Source organism: Streptomyces sp. NBC_00996 (assembly GCF_045162675.1).
Classification (GTDB): domain Bacteria; phylum Actinomycetota; class Actinomycetes; order Streptomycetales; family Streptomycetaceae; genus Streptomyces.
This window is the reverse complement of record NZ_CP108723.1, coordinates 6,215,566-6,233,719: the sequence shown is the minus strand read 5'-3', so window position 1 is coordinate 6,233,719 and position 18,154 is coordinate 6,215,566. Positions and strand designations below refer to the sequence as shown.

The following is an 18,154-nucleotide window of genomic DNA, read 5'->3' as shown; positions in this document are numbered from 1 at the left end:
CGACGACGATCCGGCCCCAGGCGCAGGTGCCGTCCCCGGAGCAGATCGGAAGGGGAATCAGCAGCCCCAGTCCTTCTCCAGGTCGAGCCTGCCCTCTCGCGGCTGGTTGAACGAGAACCACTTCCCGGAGTCGTCGCGGAACACCGCTTCCGTCCCGTACGGGCGCTCCTGCGGCTCCTGCAGGAACTCCTGTACTCGCTCGGAGTCAGCCCGGTCCATGCCTTGAAGCGCGCCGAGAACGTACCGAGGCTGCTGAAGCCGACCAGGTTGCAGATCTCGGTCACCGACAGGTTCGCGGTGCACAGCAGGTCCTCGGCCCGGTCGATACGACGGTGGGTCGGATACAGGCCCGGCGTCTCGCCGTACGCCGCCTTGAAGGCCCGTATGAAGTGATAGCGCGAGTAGCCGGCATGTGCGGCCACCGCGTCGAGATCGAGCCCGGGCTCGGCCCAGTCCCGATCCATCGCGTCCTTGGCAAGCCGCGGCTGCCGCATTCTGTCCACGGTTCAGATGGTGGCACGGGGGACTGACAGTCGCTCTTGGCCCGTCCGGCGCGAGGACGAGGCGGTCAAGGCCTAAACGGGGGCTGGGGGCGGAGCCCCGAGGTACGGGACGGGCGGGGGCGGAGCGGGCGAAACCGGCTGGCCCCCGCCTCGTGCACCCGCACTCATGAAGAGCCGGGAAGGCTCATGAAGAAGGCCCCCGGGGCGGACAACGCCGGGGGCCTTCGGACCAAGAGAGATCAGACCGTCTCAGCCACGGCTTCCTTGGACTCCACGTCATCCGCAGGCTTCGGCGCGGCCGGCCCCGCCCCCTTCAGCGGAACCTCCTTCACGAACACCGCCGCGACCAGCGCCACCACGGCCACCACGGATCCGAGCAGGAACGCGGAGTGCGTGCCCGAGGACACCGCGTGCTGGTAGGCCTCGCGGGCCGGCGTCGGCAGCTTCGCCAGGCTGGCCGCGTCGAGCTGTGCGGACTTCTCGGTCACCTTGGACCCGAGCGCCCCGGCCCGCTCGGCCATCACGTCCTGCACCCGGTGGTTGAACAGCGCGCCCATGATGGCGACACCGAAGGACGACCCCAGCGTCCGGAACAGGGTGGTCGACGAGGACGCGACGCCCATGTCCTTCATCTCGACGCTGTTCTGCGCGACCAGCATGGTGATCTGCATCAGGCAGCCCATGCCCGCACCGAGCACCGCCATGTACAGCCCGGACGTCAGCCGGGTCGTCTCGGTGTCCATCTGCGCGAGCAGGAACAGCCCCACGATCATCAGCACACTGCCGACGAGCGGGAAGACCTTGTAGCGGCCGCTGTTGGTGGTGACCCGCCCCGCGACCATCGAGACGGCGAGCATCGCGCCGAGCATCGGCAGGAGCAGCAGCCCGGAGTTCGTGGCGGACGCGCCCTGCACGGACTGCTGGTACAGCGGCAGGAAGAGCACCGCGCCGAACATCACGAAGCCGGTGATGAAGCCGATGACGGACATCAGGGTGAAGTTGCGGCTCTTGAAGATGTGCAGCGGCACGACCGGCGCGGCGGCCTTGGTCTGCCAGAAGACGAAGCCCACGAGCGCGGCGACGCCGATCCCGATCAGCTCCATGATGCGGGCGGAGCCCCAGGCGTACTCGGAGCCGCCCCAGGTGGTCACCAGCACGATGGCCGAGATACCGAGAGCCAGCAGTCCCGCACCGAGGTAGTCGATCTTCGCCTCGACCCGCTTCTTCGGCAGGTGCAGTACGGCGCTGACCGCGAGGAGCGCGACGACGCCGAGGGGCAGGTTGATGTAGAAGGACCAGCGCCAGCCCCAGTGGTCGGTGATGGTGCCGCCGACCAGCGGGCCGAGGATCATGGCGAACGCCATCACGCCGGCCATCATGCCCTGGTACTTGCCGCGCTCCCGCGGCGGAATCAGGTCGCCGATGATCGCCATGACACCGACCATCAGACCACCGGCGCCCAGGCCCTGAATGGCGCGGAACCCGATGAGCTGACCCATGTCCTGGGCCATGCCGCTCAGCGCGGAGCCGATCAGGAAGAGCACGATCGAGGTCATGAAGGCGCCCTTGCGCCCGTACATGTCGCCGAGCTTGCCCCAGATCGGGGTGGAGGCGGCGGTGGCGAGCGTGTACGCGGTGACCACCCAGGACAGGTGCTCCAGGCCGCCCAGTTCGCCGACGATCGTCGGCATCGCCGTACCCACGATCATGTTGTCGAGCATCGCCAGCAGCATCGCGATCATGAGCGCGAGCAGCACGACCCGTACGCTGCGTGGCTGTTTGTCGGTCTGCTCCGCCGGCTGTTTCTCGGTCTGTGCGACCGTTTCGGTGTTGTCCGCCATCGTTTCACTCCCCTAGGTACCGCTGCCGGCGGGCCGACTACTTACTTGCCGACCGGCAAGTTGACTACACTCAGGGAAACTAGACCCGTAACTAGCCGGGCGTCAAGTAAGTTTGAGTAGTTTTACCAGCCGGGCGACAGGTAAGTTTTCAGGGAGCGCAACGAGTACGAGGATGGGCGGCACCATGGACGGCACCAAGCGACAGCGCCGCGGGGACACCCGCCAGCGCATCCAGGACGTGGCCCTCGAACTCTTCTCCGAGCAGGGCTACGAGAAGACCTCGCTGCGCGAGATCGCCGAGCACCTCGACGTCACGAAGGCGGCGCTCTACTACCACTTCAAGACCAAGGAAGAGATCCTCATCAGCCTCTTTGAGGATCTGACGAGGCCGCTCGACGAGCTGATCGAGTGGGGCGGGCAGCAGCCGCACACCCTGGAGACCAAACAGGAGGTGCTGCGCCGCTACAGCGAAGCCCTCACCGGCGCGGCCCCGCTCTTCCGCTTCATGCAGGAGAACCAGGCGACGGTACGAGAGCTGAGCATCGGCGAGACCTTCAAGGACCGCATGCTCAGCATGCTCGACATCATCAAGGAGCCGGAGGCGCCGCTGACCGACCAGGTCCGCTGCATCAGCGCGCTCTTCACGATGCATGCCGGGATGTTCGTCCTCAAAGACGTCGAAGGCGACCCCGAGGACAAGCGCAAGGCGGTCCTGGAGGTCGCGATCGATCTGGTGACGCAGGCGCACGGAGGCGCGGCGCCGTCTTAGACGGTCACACCCTTGGCGCGCAGGAAGGCGACGGGGTCGATGGCGGACCCGTAGTTGGGGGTCGTACGGATCTCGAAGTGCAGGTGCGGCCCGCTGGAGTTGCCGGTGTTGCCGGACAGCGCGATGTGCTGGCCGGTGGCGACGACCTGGCCGACCCTGACGTCTATGCGCGACAGGTGGGCGTACTGCGAGTAGGTCCCGTTGCCGTGCTTGATGACGATGGCGTTGCCGTAGGCGGGACCGTCACCGGCCCCATTGCCGCCGGCCTTCACCACGGTGCCGCCGTGCGCGGCGACGACCTCGGTGCCCTGCGGCACGGCGAAGTCCTGGCCGGAGTGCTTGTGGGCCCACATGCCGCCGGCCTGGTTGAAGGTGGCGGACAGCGCGTACTTCTTCACCGGGTCGACCCAGGAGGCGGCCTTCTTGGCAGCGGCGGCCTCGGCCTGAGCGGCGACCTGTGTCTGCACGGTGTGCGCCGCGGTGGCGGTTCCGCCGGCGGCGAGGGTGTCGGCGGTCGCGACTCCGGCGCCCAGCACGACCGAGGCGCCGAGACCGACGGCCAGAACGGCCGCCCGGGAGCGGATGGACGTACGGGAGAGACGGAACGTGACGCGCTTCGACATGGGGACCTCACGAGGACGGGGACGGGGGTCGAACACCACCCGGCGCGCAGCCGGCCACCGAGTGGGCCATCCCTTGGTAACCCCCAACCCCACAAAGCCCCAAAACGGCTATCTACGACGTAGAGTCGTACTTCACCCCAAAACTTGATGAACCTTGACAGCACCGATGTCCCTATAAGGGATCTTCCGGATTTGTTGCGGAAACTTGGGTTTAGCCCCACTTCGAGGCATTGCCTTCCTGGGGAAACGCCCCCTCGGCCTCGACGTACCCGCGCCACAGAAGCCACCCTGAGGGTTCCGGGTCAAATGCCCCTTTTGTCCGTTCTTGTCAGCCCACTATTCCACCTAGTACCGGACAAAACGCCTGTGCGTCATGTCACCGACGGCATAGATCCGGGTGCCCGGGAATGTGACGCGGGCTACGTGAAACCGGGACCCCTCCAAACCCAAAAGGGGCTGCCCCAGGACCGAAGTCCTGGGGCAGCCCCTTTTGTTCAGGCGAGCGCCGTGGCGCCTACCCCTCCTTGCTCAGGTTCGGACCGGCCCCACCCGCGGCCTGCTCGATCGGCGGGACGTCGGGGAGTGCCGACTTCTCCTCACCTCGGAAGGTGAAGGTCTTGGCCTCGCCCTCGCCCTCCGTGTCGACGACCACGATGTGGCCCGGACGCAGCTCGCTGAAGAGGATCTTCTCCGAGAGCGCGTCCTCGATCTCGCGCTGGATCGTCCGGCGCAGCGGCCGGGCGCCCATGACGGGGTCGTAACCCTTCTTCGCGAGGAGCGACTTGGCGTTCGGGCTGAGCTCGATGCCCATGTCCCGGTCCTTCAGCCGCTCGTCCACCTTGGCGATCATGAGGTCGACGATCTGGATGATGTCTTCCTCGGTGAGCTGGTGGAAGACCACCGTGTCGTCGACACGGTTCAGGAACTCCGGGCGGAAGTGCTGCTTCAGCTCGTCGTTGACCTTGGTCTTCATGCGCTCGTAGTTGGTCTTGACGTCACCCGCGGCCGCGAAGCCGAGGTTGAAGCCCTTGGAGATGTCCCGGGTGCCGAGGTTGGTCGTCATGATGATGACCGTGTTCTTGAAGTCCACGACCCGGCCCTGGGAGTCGGTCAGACGACCGTCCTCCAGGATCTGCAGCAGCGAGTTGAAGATGTCCGGGTGGGCCTTCTCGACCTCGTCGAAGAGGACCACCGAGAACGGCTTGCGCCGCACCTTCTCCGTCAGCTGGCCGCCCTCTTCGTAGCCCACGTATCCGGGGGGCGAACCGAAGAGACGCGAGACCGTGTGCTTCTCGCTGAACTCCGACATGTCGAGGGCGATGAGCGCGTCCTCGTCACCGAAGAGGAACTCGGCGAGGGTCTTCGACAGCTCCGTCTTACCGACACCCGAGGGGCCGGCGAAGATGAACGACCCACCGGGACGCTTCGGGTCCTTCAGACCCGCTCGCGTACGACGGATCGCCTGCGAAAGCGCCTTGATGGCGTCCTTCTGGCCGATGACCCGCTTGTGGAGCTCGTCCTCCATGCGCAGCAGACGCGAGGACTCCTCCTCGGTCAGCTTGAAGACCGGGATGCCGGTGGCGGTCGCGAGGACCTCGGCGATCAGCTCGCCATCGACCTCGGCGACGACGTCCATGTCGCCGGCCTTCCATTCCTTCTCCCGCTTGGCCTTCGCGGCCAGGAGCTGCTTCTCCTTGTCGCGGAGGGAGGCGGCCTTCTCGAAGTCCTGCGAGTCGATCGCGGACTCCTTGTCGCGGCGCACGCCCGCGATCTTCTCGTCGAACTCGCGGAGGTCCGGCGGAGCGGTCATCCGGCGGATGCGCATCCGGGAGCCCGCCTCGTCGATCAGGTCGATCGCCTTGTCGGGCAGGAACCGGTCCGAGATGTAGCGGTCCGCGAGCGTCGCGGCCTGGACCAGAGCCTCGTCCGTGATGGAGACGCGGTGGTGAGCCTCGTAGCGGTCGCGCAGGCCCTTGAGGATCTCGATCGTGTGAGGGAGGGAAGGCTCCGCCACCTGGATCGGCTGGAAGCGGCGCTCGAGGGCCGCGTCCTTCTCGAGGTGCTTGCGGTACTCGTCGAGCGTCGTCGCACCGATGGTCTGCAGCTCGCCACGGGCCAGCATCGGCTTCAGGATCGAAGCCGCGTCGATGGCGCCCTCGGCGGCACCCGCACCGACCAGCGTGTGGAGCTCGTCGATGAACAGGATGATGTCGCCGCGGGTGCGGATCTCCTTGAGCACCTTCTTCAGGCGCTCCTCGAAGTCACCGCGGTAGCGGGAGCCGGCGACCAGGGCGCCGAGGTCCAGGGTGTAGAGGTGCTTGTCCTTGAGGGTCTCGGGCACCTCGCCCTTGACGATGGCCTGGGCGAGGCCCTCGACGACGGCGGTCTTGCCGACGCCGGGCTCCCCGATCAGGACCGGGTTGTTCTTGGTACGGCGGGACAGCACCTGCATGACCCGCTCGATCTCCTTCTCGCGCCCGATGACCGGGTCGAGCTTGGACTCACGAGCGGCCTGGGTGAGGTTCCGGCCGAACTGGTCGAGAACCAGGGACGTGGAGGGGGTGCCCTCCGCAGGACCGCCGGCGGCGGCCGTCTCCTTGCCCTGGTAGCCGGAGAGCAGCTGGATCACCTGCTGCCGCACCCGGTTGAGGTCTGCGCCCAGCTTGACCAGGACCTGGGCGGCGACGCCCTCGCCCTCACGGATCAGGCCGAGCAGGATGTGCTCCGTGCCGATGTAGTTGTGGCCCAGCTGAAGGGCCTCGCGGAGCGACAGCTCCAGGACCTTCTTGGCACGGGGGGTGAAGGGAATGTGGCCCGAGGGCGCCTGCTGGCCCTGGCCGATGATCTCCTCCACCTGCTGGCGGACCGCCTCGAGCGAAATCCCGAGGCTCTCCAGGGCCTTAGCGGCGACACCCTCACCCTCGTGGATCAGGCCCAGGAGGATGTGCTCGGTGCCGATGTAGTTGTGGTTGAGCATCCGGGCTTCTTCCTGAGCCAGGACGACAACCCGCCGCGCGCGGTCGGTGAACCTCTCGAACATCGTTAATCGCTCCTCAGAGCGGTCAGGCAGTGAGGGGACGCTCCCCTCGCTGTCCTTCCGCAGCTTAGTCCCGCAAGCGGGGACCGCTCATTCCAACTGCCGACACCGTCCTTGGCCTCCTGACCCCGAACGCCGACATATGCTCCAACCTGATGGTGCGAGACGATGTTCCCGCAGGCCAGGCAGATACCCTCACCATCTGTACGCCGATGGCGAACGCGAGATGCCCGATCCATGCGTGTCGCCCCTCCCACTAGGGATGTCTTACCCGTACGCACTGACACTCCATGCGGCGCACACCGGTTCCCTCCGCTATGGGCGAACATCCTTGCGCCGCCGAACACCTCCGCACGCCCCCGATTCCGACACTCTGCGTACTCGCCGAAATACTCAGCGTAACTCTGGAGCTCTTCCGACTGTTGCTCCTGGCATGGTTCCCACGGTTCCCATCGTCCCTCTCCCTCGTCTGCAGCTCGACTCGAGTGATCCGGTACAGCGGTGGTACGAGAACGAACTGGACTGGGCGGCAGTGCCCGGGCCGCCGACGCGCCTCGTCACGGGCCTGCGCTTCGACGTGCTGGAGGTGCCGACGGAGGCGGGACGTGCGGCGCTGCGGCATCTGGGCCCGGCGTCTCCCGTGGCCTTGCAGGGGAACCGGATGCGACTCCTCGTGGCCGCGGGCAGCGCGGACGAACTGCCGGGACTGCTCGACTGGCTGGAGTGGGGCGCCCTCGCGCTGGATCTCACGGCGATCGGCGCGGGCGGGAGCGTCGAGGCTCCACTGCCACCGGGAATGGTCGGGGCTCCCCACCCTGCGGGCATGCCCGCACTGCCCACTGTCCCGAAAAACTCACAGGGGGCCGCCGTGTGGCTGCGGCCCCCCGAATTCGGGCGCGAGGTCGAACCCTCGCTGCCGACACTGTCGGCCGTGGGGGGCGGTGGGGGCGCCCCCGATCTCGTACGACTCGTGGACACGATGGCAACCCAGTGCCATCGGGTTAGCCTGCGGCGTGCGTGCGCTCAGCCGTTGGCCTTCTCGTAGGCCTCACGAATGGACGCGGGAACTCGACCACGGTCGTTGACCTCGTAGCCGTTCTCCTTCGCCCACGCGCGGATCTGCGCGGTGTCCTGGCTGCCACCGGAAGCGACGCGCGCCTTTCCGCGTCCTCCCGAAGCGCGGCCTCCGGTACGACGACCACCCTTCACGTAGGGCTCGATGAGGCCACGGAGCTTGTCCGCATTGGCGGTCGTGAGATCGATTTCGTACGTCTTGCCGTCCAGCGCGAACGTCACGGTCTCGTCCGCCTCGCCACCGTCGAGGTCGTCGACAAGAAGGACCTGAACCTTCTGTGCCACCGGATTTCCTTTCATCGATAACTTCAGGGCCGGGGGTCTGCGGCGTCCGCCGTTTCACCGTCCCCTGTTATATGCAGTACTGCAGTACGTCGGAAAGCAAACCGCTTTTGCGTGAAAAACACAAACCCCTGGGGGAGACTCACAGGGCACTGGCAGACCGGAAACGTGCGCGTTTCGGACATAGGGAACCTGGGCAAGCCTGTCCGCCGGAATAGCCGTCGGCGATCACAGATGCAGAAGCATCCGGCTGTTGCCCAAGGTGTTCGGTTTCACTCGTTCGAGACCGAGGAACTCCGCCACGCCCTCGTCATAGGAACGCAGGAGCTCGGCGTAGACATCGGTGTCGACGGGTGTCTCGCCGATCTCCACGAAGCCGTGCTTCGCGAAGAACTCGACTTCGAAGGTCAGACAGAAAACTCGTCGAACACCGAGCCAACGGGCGGTCTGCAGCAACTTCTCCAGCAACTGATGACCGACACCGAGCCCCTTGACCACGGGGTTCACCGCGAGAGTGCGGACTTCCGCGAGGTCTTCCCACATCACGTGCAGCGCACCGCAGCCGACCACCTCGGCGTTGTCGTCGCGTTCCGCGACCCAGAACTCCTGGATGTCCTCGTAAAGCGTCACCGTCGCTTTGTCGAGCAGGATGCGGCGCCGGACGTTCGCATCAAGGAGGCGGCGTACGGCCGGGACATCGCTGGTCCTGGCCCGGCGGACGGTGATGGCTTTTGCTGCGGCTTCGGGATGCTCTGCGGGAACCTCTGCGGGATGCTCTGCTGGCATGAGCGGACGCTATCGCCCGGCGTCACCCTCGGTGGCGGCGGGGTTCTCGCCCACCGGGTTCCCGGCCGGGTTCTCCGGCGCGGGCGTTTCGGCGCGGGTTTCCGGTCCCTGGACCATACGCACGGCATCGCTCAGGGCTTCGCGCTGTTCCGGGGACATCATGCCGAAGAAGGCGACGAGAGCCGCGGCGGGGTTGTCGCTCTGCGACCAGGCATCGTTCATCAGTGCGGCCGCGTAGGCGGCACGTGTGGAGACCGCCTCATATCGATAGGCCCGGCCTTCCGCCTCACGGCGCACCCAGCCCTTCTGATGGAGATTGTCCAAAACGGTCATCACCGTGGTGTATGCGATGGACCGTTCCTGCTGAAGGTCTTCCAGGACTTCTCGAACGGTCACCGGGCGGTTCCACTTCCACACCCGCGTCATGACCGCGTCTTCGAGTTCTCCCAATGGGCGAGGCACAGCTCAGAACAATAGTGGGAGATCACCAACAAAAAGGGCGTACGACTCGAAAAACGTATGAGTCGTACGCCGTCTTACGCGGAGGAGGGTGCGGCAGGGGTTGGTGCAGCCGCCCCCGGGGTCCCGGTCGACCTGCCCGCCCGCGGCCTGCCTGCCCGTCGGCCCGCGGGTCTGCCGGCCTGCGGGTCCGTCCACCTGCGGGTTTGTGGCTTGCGGCCCTGCGGCCTGCGGGCGGATCTACGGGTCCGTCGGCCCGGCGGGTCTGCCGGTCTGCGGGCCCGTCCGCCTGCGGACCCGTCCGCCTGCGGGTCTACGGCCTGCCGGTCTGCGGCCCACGGGCCCGTCGGCCCGGCGGGTCTGCGGGTCCGTCCGCCTGCGGACCCGTCCGCCTGCGGGTCTACGGCCTGCCGGTCTGCGGCCCACGGGCCCGTCGGCCCGGCGGATCTGCGGGCCCGTCCGCCTGCGGACCCGTCCGCCTGCGGGTCTACGGCCTGCCGGTCTGCGGCCCACGGGCCCGTCGGCCCGGCGGATCTGCGGGCCCGTCCGCCTGCGGGCCCGTCCGCCTGCGGGCCCGTCCGCCTGCGGGCCCGTCCGCCTGCGGACCCGTCCGCCTGCGGACCCGTCCGCCTGCGGACCCGTCCGCCTGCGGGTCTACGGCCTGCCGGTCTGCGGCCCACGGGTCCGTCGGCCCGGCGGGTCTGCGGGTCCGTCGTCGGCCGGGCTCAGACCTCGGTGTCGCGGGAGGCCTGGCGGGTGCTCTCCGTGCGCGCCAGGGCGGCGTCGACGACCGCGTCCTCCTTGGCCTTGTTGGCCCCGCCCTGGGTCTTCACGATCGTCACGATCAGCCCGATGAAGAACACGGCCATCACTACGGGGGGCACGAGCGCGGAGACATAGTCCATGCCCTCCAGAGTAGCTAGCCCGCCGCGAGCTGCTGAGGGGGGTCCGCCGGTGGCGGCGCGGTCTTGCGCTTCGGCGGGAACACCTCGCCCGGTGTGGGGATGGGCCGGTCCGGGCGTGGGGTTTTGACCGGAGGGTGCGGCCGGGGCTCGGCGGCGGGCTTCTCCGCCGGCTTCTTGGCGGGCTCCTCCGACGCCAGGCCTCCGGGGAGGGCCAGCAGTCGGGTGCGGGACGGGGGCACCATCTGGGTCGTGCGGCCCGCCAGGCGGGCGCGCACGTCCCGTTCGGCAAGGGCCCTGCAGCGGTCAAGGAGGTCGGCCGCCGCGGGGTTGCCGCTCAGGGCACGAAGCGCGGCGAGGTCGTCGGGATGCGGCCGGTAGCCGGCGCCGAGCGCCTCTTCCAGGAGGGCGAGGTAACCGCCGGTGGCGCCCGGCAGGGCAGCGCGGTAGCGGGCGAGGTCGGCCAGCAGGAAGGCCCGGAGCCTGGCTCCCTCGCGGGCCGCCTCGTCGACGGACTCGGCGAGACGGAGGCATTCCTGGACGTCGTCGGCCGAGGCGGGGCTGGGGTGCAGGGCGAGGGCGAGAGCGCGACGGAGCACACGCAGCTCCTCCGCACCGAACGCCATGCCGCCGCGGGATCCGTATGGCGTGGGCATGCGCCGACGATACGCGCTAATCAGACAAAAGCCGTATAGCGGGCGTATGCGGCGCGTCTCCCTCTGGGTGCGGCGGGAGGGTTTTCGCCCCCTCCGCCCCTACCCCCGTACCTGGGGCTCCGCCCCAGACCCCCGTATCGCGCTGACGCGCTCGTCCTCAAACGCCGGACGGGCTGAAAATCTCCAGCCCCGGCCGGCAAAAGTTCAGCCCCTCCGGCGTTTGAGGAGCGGGGCGAAAAACCTACGTGCGCGACACGTTCCGCTCGTACACCAGCCGCAGTCCGATCAGTGTCAGCCACGGCTCGTGTTCGTCGATGACCGAGGCCTCGCCGAGGACCATCGGGGCCAAGCCGCCCGTGGCGATGACGGTGACGTCGTCGGGATCGTCGGCGAGCTCGCGGGCCATCCGGTTGACGACCCCGTCGACCTGCCCGGCGAACCCGTACACGATGCCGGCCTGCATCGCCTCGACGGTGTTCTTCCCGATCACCGCCCGCGGCCGAGCCAGCTCGATCTTGCGAAGCTGAGCACCCCGCACACCGAGCGCCTCCACGGAGATCTCGATACCGGGCGCGATGACACCACCCGCGTACTCCCCGCGCGCGGACACCGCGTCGAACGTCGTCGCCGTGCCGAAGTCGACGACGATGGCGGGTCCCCCGTAGAGCTCGACGGCGGCCACCGCGTTGATGATGCGGTCGGCGCCGACCTCCTTGGGGTTGTCCATCAGGATCGGTACGCCGGTCTTGATGCCGGGCTCGACCAGTACGGCCGGGACGTCGCCGTAGTAGCGACGTGTGACCTCGCGCAGCTCGTGCAGGACGGACGGGACCGTCGAGCAGATGGCGATGCCGTCGATGCCGTCTCCGAGCTCTTCGCCGAGCAGCGGGTGCATGCCCATGAGGCCCTGGAGGAGTACGGCGAGCTCGTCGGCCGTGCGGCGAGCGTCCGTGGAGATCCGCCAGTGCTCGACGATCTCCTCCCCGTCGAAGAGGCCGAGGACGGTGTGGGTGTTGCCGACGTCGATCGTGAGGAGCATCTGCCCTACTCCGCCTCGTTCGTCGAGGCCACGTCCGCCGATGCGTCGTGTGCCGAGACCTCGTCCGGCGTGGCCTCGCGCAGGTCGAGGCCGATGTCCAGGATCGGCGAGGAGTGCGTGAGGGCGCCCACGGCCAGGTAGTCGACGCCCGTCTCGGCGTAGGCCCCGGCGTTGTCCAGGGTGAGCCGGCCCGAGGCCTCCAGGAGGGCGCGGCCGTCGACGAGGGCGACGGCCTCCTCGCACTCGACGGGCGTGAAGTTGTCCAGAAGGATCAGGTCGGCGCCCGCGTCCACGACCTCGCGCAGCTGGTGCAGGGTGTCGACCTCGACCTCGATCGGAACCTCCGGGAAGGACTCCCGTACGGCCTTGAAGGCCTGCGCCACGCCGCCCGCGGCGACCACGTGGTTGTCCTTCACCAGCGCGGCGTCCGAGAGGGACATGCGGTGGTTGACGCCGCCGCCGCAGCGCACCGCGAACTTCTCCAGGGAGCGCAGGCCCGGCGTCGTCTTGCGGGTGTCGCGCACGCGGGCCTTGGTGCCCTCCAGAGCGTCCGCCCACGCGCGCGTGGCGGTCGCGATGCCTGACAGGCGGCAGAGCAGGTTCAGCGCGCTGCGCTCGGCCGTCAGCAGGTCGCGGGTGCGGGTGGTGACGCTGAGGAGCTTCTGGCCCGCCTCGACGCGGTCGCCGTCGTCGACGTGCCGCTCGACCGCGAACTCGTCGGTGCAGACCACGGAGATGACCGCCTCGGCCACCCGCAGTCCGGCCACGACGCCCGCGTCCCGGGCGGTGAAGTCGGCGGTGGAGACGGCGTCCTCGGGAATGGTCGCGACGGTCGTCACGTCCGCGCCGTGGTCGAGGTCCTCCTGGATGGCCACGTTCGCGATGTCCTCGACCTCGAGGGGGTCGAGACCGGCGTCGGCGAGGAGCTGGGCGAGTGCGGGGTCGAGGCCGCACTCCATGTACGCCTCGTCCGTGTCGGCGCCGCAGCCGCAGCCGTCGCCGCAGCCGCCGCTCTGGGCGAGGGGAAGGTCGGGGGTGCTCACTGCTGTCACTGCTCCTGGGGACGGGGCTCGAGCGCCGGCTGGGGCATGGGGGTCCCCCCTGCTCGAGCGAAGCCGAGGGCTTGGGGGACGGTCGGGGGGAAGTCTGCTGTGTCGGTGGTGTGCACGGCGAGCGTCCGGTCGGGATTCAGCCGTACGACGATGTGGCGGCGCCAGACGGTGTCGTCCCGGTCGGCGTGGTCCTCGCGCCAGTGGCAGCCGCGGGTCTCCTCGCGCGTCCGGGCGGCGGCGACCAGGACCCGGGCCACGCACAGGAGGTTGGTGGCCTCCCAGGTGTCGACGCCGGGCTCGGAGGTCTTGCCGTTCTCGTCGAGGGCGTCGCGCGCCTCGGTGTGCAGTTGCTGGAGCCGGTCGGCCGCCTGAGCGAGGGACTCGGCCGACCGCAGCACGCCCGCGCCGTCCCTCATGATCCGCTGGATCGTGAACCGGGACTCGGGGGCGAGCAACGGGTGCGCGGGCGTCTCGGGGTGCGGGACCGGTACGGGCACGCGCGCGTGGAGGCCGTTCTCCGCCTGGCTCTCCGCGATGTCGACGGCGATGCGCTCGGCGTAGACGAGGCCTTCCAGGAGGGAGTTCGAAGCGAGCCGGTTGGCGCCGTGGACGCCGGTGCAGGCGACCTCGCCGCACGCGTACAGGCCCGGCACCGTGGTGCGGCCCCGCGCGTCCGTGCGAACGCCTCCGGAGGCGTAGTGGGCGGCCGGGGCGACCGGGACGGGCTCGGTGACCGGGTCGATGCCATGGGCGCGGCAGGCGGCCAGGATCGTCGGGAAGCGGTGCTCCCACATGTCGGCGCCGAAGTGCCGGGCGTCGAGGAACATGTGCTCGGCGTCCTGCTCCTGCATGCGGCGCATGATGCCCTTGGCGACGATGTCCCGGGGTGCCAGTTCGGCCAGCTCGTGCTGCCCGACCATGAAGCGCACGCCGTCCGCGTCGACCAGGTGGGCGCCCTCGCCGCGTACCGCCTCGGAGACCAGCGGCTGCTGGCCCTCCGCGTCCGGGCCCAGGAACAGCACCGTCGGGTGGAACTGCACGAATTCGAGGTCGGAGACCTCGGCGCCCGCGCGCAGGGCGAGCGCGACGCCGTCGCCCGTGGAGACCGACGGGTTGGTGGTCGCCGAGAAGACCTGGCCCATGCCGCCGGTCGCGAGGACCACGGCGGGGGCGTGTACGGCTCCCACGCCGTCGTGCTGGCCCTCTCCCATGACGTGCAGGGTCACGCCCGCGGTGCGGCCGTCGGCGTCCGTGAGGAGGTCCAGGACGAGCGCGTTCTCCACCGTGCGCAGACCGCGCGCGCGAACCGCCTCGACCAGGGCGCGGGAGATCTCGGCGCCTGTCGCGTCGCCGCCCGCGTGCGCGATGCGGCGGCGGTGGTGGCCGCCCTCGCGGGTGAGTGCCAGCTCACCTTCGGTGGACTCGTCGAAGTGGGCGCCGGTGGCGATCAGGCGGCGTACGGCGTCGGGGCCCTCGGTGACGAGGATGCGTACGGCCTCCTCGTCGCACAGGCCCGCGCCCGCCACCAGGGTGTCGTCGAGGTGCTGCTCGGGGGTGTCGCCGTCGCCGAGGGCTGCGGCGATGCCGCCCTGCGCCCAGCGCGTGGAGCCGTCGTCGAGGCGCGCCTTGGTGACCACGACGGTCTTCAGGCCCGCGGCCTCGCAGCGCAGGGCCGCGGTGAGTCCCGCGACCCCGGAGCCGACGACCACGACGTCCGCGGTGAGGGCCCAGCCGGGGGCGGGCGCGTGCAGTTGTATGCCAGTACCTGTACCTGTGCCATTGCCGGTCACGAGGCGGCTCCGAAGGTGAGGGGGATGTTGTCGATCAGCCGGGTCGTCCCGACCCGGGCGGCGACGGCGAGAACCGCCTCGCCGGTGAAGTCGTCCTCGACCTCCGTGAAGTCGGACGGGTCGACCAGAGTCAGATAGTCCAGGACCAGCGGCGGCTGCATACGGGCCGCCTCGTCGAGGATCAGCCGGGCGGCCGCGCGTACGCCCATGGGGCCGCCGGGGGCGGCCTTGGCGACGGCGTGCGCGTCGGCCGCCGCGCGGGACTCGCCTATGGCGCTGAGGGCCTCGGCACGCGCGCGCGTGGCGGGCACTTCGCGGGCACGCGCGCGCAGCGCCTCCTGCGCGGCGTGCCGGTCGCGGCCGGCGAACAGGGCCTGCGAGAGGGCCAGGGCGGTGCGCCGGTCCTCGGTCGAGAGGTAGCGATTGCGGCTGGAGAGGGCGAGCCCGTCCTCTTCGCGCACGGTGGGCACGCCGACGATCTCCACGCCGAAGTTCAGGTCGCGCACCATGCGCCGGATCAGGGCGAGCTGCTGGGCGTCCTTCTGCCCGTACAACGCCACGTCCGGCCGGGTGAGGTGCAGCAGCTTGGCTACGACCGTGAGCATGCCGTCGAAGTGGCCGGGGCGCACGGCCCCCTCCAGGCGTTCGCCCATGGGGCCCGCGCTGATCCGGACCTGGGGCTCGCCGCCCGGGTAGACCTCGTCGACGGAAGGGGCGAACACGACGTCCGCGCCCGCCTGTTCGGCGATCTTGAGATCGGCGTCGAGGGTGCGCGGATAGCGGTCGAGGTCCTCGCCCTTGCCGAACTGGAGCGGGTTCACAAAGACGGTGACGACCACTTCGCCCTGGTCCCCGGCGATCTCGCGGGCGGTGCGGATCAGTGCGGCGTGCCCCTCGTGGAGGGCGCCCATGGTCATCACGACGGCTCGGCGGCCCGCACGCGTGCGTGCGTGCAGTTCGTCGGCGGTGCGCAGCAGGGCGGTGGTCATCCGGCATCTCCCTCGGTGCCGTTGGCGAGTACCCCGAGCAGGTCCTCGGCGAGTTCCGGCTTGAGCAGTCCGTGGGCGAGCGCGCGATCGGCGGTCGCCCGGGCCATCGCGAGATAACCGGCGACGGTCTGCGGGGCGTGCCTGCGCAACTCGGCGACGTGCGCGGCGACCGTGCCCGCGTCCCCGCGCGCGACGGGCCCGGTGAGGGCCGCGTCGCCCGATCTGAGGGCATTGTCCAAGGCGGCGCCGAGCAGCGGGCCCAGCATCCGGTCGGGGGCCTCCACGCCTGCGGCGCGCAGCAACTCCATGGATTCGGCGACCAGGGTCACCAGGTGGTTGGCGCCGAGCGCGAGAGCCGCGTGGTAGAGCGGCCGGCTCTCCTCGGCGATCCACTCGGGCTCGCCGCCCATCTCGATCACCAGGGCCTCGGCGGCCAGCCGCAGCTCCTCGGGCGCGGTGACCCCGAAGGAGCATCCGGCAAGCCGCTGTACGTCCACAGGGGTGCCGGTGAAGGTCATCGCGGGGTGCAGCGCGAGGGGCAGCGCGCCCGCCCTGAGCGCCGGGTCGAGCACGCGCGCGCCGTAGCGCCCGGAGGTGTGCACGAGCAGCTGGCCGGGCCGCACGGCTCCCGTCTCGGCGAGTCCCTCGACGAGCCCGGGCAGGGCGTCGTCCGGGACGGTCAGCAGCACCAGATCCGCGCGCTCCAGGACCTGTGTCGGGGACATCAGCGGCACGTCGGGCAGCAGTTGCGCAGCCCGCCGCTTGGAGGCGTCGGAGACCCCCGAGACGGCCACGGGGCGGTGCCCGGCCAACTGGAGGGCCGCGGCGAGCGCGGGACCGACACGGCCGGCGCCGACAACGCCGACGGTGAGCCGCGCGGGACGGTCCTTGGGGTCTGGCTGGGGGGATGTACTCACTCGACGGCGGCCTTCCGTTCCAGTCCGCTCGGGGTACCGGACGATTTCTCGTCATGTTAACGCGATTGGTTCGACGGCCGTTTGGCTGTCCACAGACTGTGGGTTTCCGCAGGTCGTGGGGGTGCGGAAATCGGGGTGACCGGTCAGGTGGGCTCGCGACATCATCCAGGGATGAGCGATACGGCGGCAGAGACCGAGAAAGAGCCCGCGAACCAGCCCGTGGGCGGGACGGCCGAACAGGTCACGCAGGAGACGGCGGAGCTGTCCCCGGAGCAGCGGTTCGAACGGCGTGCTGTCGTCTGGAGGGCAGCGGAGCGGGTGCTGTGGAGGCCCGGCTACCAGCGGACGATCCGCGAGCTCCTGGCCTGGCTGAACGAGAGCGCCGAGGGCGTGTACGACCTCGACCGGCGGGCGGACATGTACGGCGACGGGATCGTCGAGACGCTGGAGGAGCGGGTCGCGGGTCTGCTCGGCAAGGAGGCCGCCGCCTTCTTCCCCACCGGCACCATGGCCCAGCAGGTCGCCCTGCGCTGCTGGGCGGGACGCACCGGGAACGCGACCGTCGCCGTGCATGCGCTCGGCCATCCCGAGGTCCATGAGCGTCATGCGTTCAGCCAGGTCAGCGGCTTGCGTCCGGCCCGTGTGACCGACCTGCCCCGGCTCCCGACCGCCGAGGAGATACGGGACTTCGACGAGCCCTTCGGGGCACTGATGCTGGAATTGCCGCTCAGGGACGCCGGTTTCGTCCTGCCTTCCTGGGAGGAGCTCTCCGAGGTCACGGAGGCCGCCCGGGAACGCGACGCGGTGGTCCACTTCGACGGGGCCCGGCTGTGGGACTGCGCCACGCACTTCGGCCGCTCCCTGGACCAGATCGCGGATCTCGCCGACAGCGTCTACGTGTCGTTCTACAAGTCGCTCGGCGGCTTCGGCGGGGCGGCGATCGCGGGCCCGAAGACCCTCATCGACGAGGCGAAGGCCTGGCGGCACCGGTACGGCGGCATGATCCTCCAGCAGTTCCCGACGGCCCTGGCCGCGCTCATCGGCCTGGAGCGGGAGCTGCCCCGGCTGCCGGAATACGTGGCCCACGCGCGCGTGGTCGCCGCCGCGATGCGTGAGGGGCTCGCGGAGGCCGGAGTCCCGTGGGCGCGCGTCCACCCCGAGGAGCCGCACACCCATCAGTTCCAGGTCTGGCTGCCGTACGACCCCGACGCCCTGTCGAACGCGGGCCTGCGGCAGGCCGAGGAGACGAAGACCGGCCTCTTCGCGCAGAGCTGGGTCCGTGGCGGCCCGGGGTTGGCGTTCACCGAGGTCACGGTGGCGGCGCCCGGCCTGGAGTGGACGGCCGACGACGTCAAGGCGGCGGTGCGGGACTTCGTGGAGCGGCTGCCCGACGTCAGCGGCTGACACGGCGCCCGTGCAGCCAACGGCCCAGGGC

At 69.7% G+C, this 18,154-nt stretch carries 15 protein-coding genes and 3 pseudogenes; 3 read left to right on the top strand and 15 right to left on the bottom strand.

The window, feature by feature from the left end:
* Positions 1–57: 57 nt before the first annotated feature.
* The 3 genes and pseudogenes from OG390_RS29320 to OG390_RS29310 form a co-directional block, all read right to left on the bottom strand.
* A pseudogene (locus OG390_RS29320) lies at positions 58–189 on the bottom strand (VOC family protein); the annotation flags it as partial.
* Positions 162–494: pseudogene (locus tag OG390_RS29315) on the bottom strand (helix-turn-helix transcriptional regulator); the annotation flags it as partial. The pseudogenes OG390_RS29320 and OG390_RS29315, both read right to left, overlap by 28 nt.
* A gap of 248 nt (positions 495–742) precedes the next feature.
* Positions 743–2,344 (bottom strand): MDR family MFS transporter, encoded by a 1,602-nt coding sequence (locus OG390_RS29310; RefSeq protein WP_406172470.1) that lies wholly within the window; start codon positions 2,342–2,344, stop codon positions 743–745.
* 184 nt (positions 2,345–2,528) lie between these two features.
* On the opposite strand from OG390_RS29310, the gene OG390_RS29305 reads away from it, so the two are divergent.
* Positions 2,529–3,113 carry a TetR/AcrR family transcriptional regulator gene (locus OG390_RS29305; protein ID WP_406172469.1) on the top strand — a complete coding sequence of 195 codons (585 nt, stop codon included), beginning with the start codon at positions 2,529–2,531 and terminating at the stop codon, positions 3,111–3,113.
* On the opposite strand, the gene OG390_RS29300 is transcribed toward OG390_RS29305, so the two are convergent.
* Together OG390_RS29300 and OG390_RS29295 are read right to left on the bottom strand one after the other, a co-directional pair.
* Entirely contained in the window at positions 3,110–3,736 is a 627-nt protein-coding gene (locus OG390_RS29300) for a M23 family metallopeptidase (protein ID WP_406172468.1), read from the bottom strand. The genes OG390_RS29305 and OG390_RS29300 overlap by 4 nt on opposite strands.
* A gap of 514 nt (positions 3,737–4,250) precedes the next feature.
* On the bottom strand, positions 4,251–6,776 hold the full coding sequence (locus OG390_RS29295) for an ATP-dependent Clp protease ATP-binding subunit (RefSeq protein WP_406172467.1): 2,526 nt from the start codon (positions 6,774–6,776) through the stop codon (positions 4,251–4,253).
* A gap of 430 nt (positions 6,777–7,206) precedes the next feature.
* Between OG390_RS29295 and OG390_RS29290 the strand changes: the two genes are divergently transcribed.
* Positions 7,207–7,818: an SCO3374 family protein gene (locus tag OG390_RS29290; RefSeq protein WP_406172466.1), complete on the top strand. Its 612-nt coding sequence runs from the start codon at positions 7,207–7,209 to the stop codon at positions 7,816–7,818.
* Here OG390_RS29290 and OG390_RS29285 read toward each other — a convergent pair.
* The 10 genes and pseudogenes from OG390_RS29285 to OG390_RS29240 all read right to left on the bottom strand — a co-directional run bounded on the left by OG390_RS29285 (position 7,797) and on the right by OG390_RS29240 (position 16,719).
* A complete protein-coding gene (locus OG390_RS29285) occupies positions 7,797–8,132 on the bottom strand; it encodes an Lsr2 family protein (RefSeq protein WP_399075217.1) in 336 nt (111 codons plus the stop codon). The genes OG390_RS29290 and OG390_RS29285 overlap by 22 nt on opposite strands.
* A gap of 225 nt (positions 8,133–8,357) precedes the next feature.
* Positions 8,358–8,915 (bottom strand): amino-acid N-acetyltransferase, encoded by a 558-nt coding sequence (locus OG390_RS29280; RefSeq protein WP_406172465.1) that lies wholly within the window; start codon positions 8,913–8,915, stop codon positions 8,358–8,360.
* A 9-nt stretch (positions 8,916–8,924) separates the two neighbouring features.
* On the bottom strand, positions 8,925–9,341 hold the full coding sequence (locus tag OG390_RS29275; RefSeq protein ID WP_406177909.1) for a BlaI/MecI/CopY family transcriptional regulator: 417 nt from the start codon (positions 9,339–9,341) through the stop codon (positions 8,925–8,927).
* 758 nt (positions 9,342–10,099) lie between these two features.
* Positions 10,100–10,279, bottom strand: a complete 180-nt coding sequence (locus OG390_RS29270) for a hypothetical protein (RefSeq protein ID WP_406172464.1) — start codon at positions 10,277–10,279, stop codon at positions 10,100–10,102.
* A gap of 14 nt (positions 10,280–10,293) precedes the next feature.
* Positions 10,294–10,902: a hypothetical protein gene (locus OG390_RS29265; RefSeq protein ID WP_406177907.1), complete on the bottom strand. Its 609-nt coding sequence runs from the start codon at positions 10,900–10,902 to the stop codon at positions 10,294–10,296.
* Positions 10,903–11,173: 271 nt separating this feature from the next.
* A complete protein-coding gene (locus tag OG390_RS29260; protein ID WP_189188525.1) occupies positions 11,174–11,971 on the bottom strand; it encodes a type III pantothenate kinase in 798 nt (265 codons plus the stop codon).
* A 71-nt stretch (positions 11,972–12,042) separates the two neighbouring features.
* Positions 12,043–13,014: pseudogene (nadC, locus tag OG390_RS29255) on the bottom strand (carboxylating nicotinate-nucleotide diphosphorylase); the annotation flags it as partial.
* A 5-nt stretch (positions 13,015–13,019) separates the two neighbouring features.
* Entirely contained in the window at positions 13,020–14,813 is a 1,794-nt protein-coding gene (locus tag OG390_RS29250; RefSeq protein WP_406172463.1) for an L-aspartate oxidase, read from the bottom strand.
* Positions 14,810–15,802 (bottom strand): pantoate--beta-alanine ligase, encoded by a 993-nt coding sequence (gene panC / locus OG390_RS29245; RefSeq protein ID WP_406172462.1) that lies wholly within the window; start codon positions 15,800–15,802, stop codon positions 14,810–14,812. The genes OG390_RS29250 and panC overlap by 4 nt, the downstream gene beginning before the upstream one ends.
* The gene (locus OG390_RS29240; RefSeq protein WP_406172461.1) at positions 15,799–16,719 is read right to left on the bottom strand and encodes a Rossmann-like and DUF2520 domain-containing protein; all 921 of its coding nucleotides are present in this window, start codon (positions 16,717–16,719) and stop codon (positions 15,799–15,801) included. The genes panC and OG390_RS29240 overlap by 4 nt, the downstream gene beginning before the upstream one ends.
* Positions 16,720–16,890: 171 nt before the next feature.
* Between OG390_RS29240 and OG390_RS29235 the strand changes: the two genes are divergently transcribed.
* Positions 16,891–18,123 (top strand): threonine aldolase family protein, encoded by a 1,233-nt coding sequence (locus OG390_RS29235; protein ID WP_406172460.1) that lies wholly within the window; start codon positions 16,891–16,893, stop codon positions 18,121–18,123.
* The last annotated feature ends 31 nt before the right edge of the window (positions 18,124–18,154 follow it).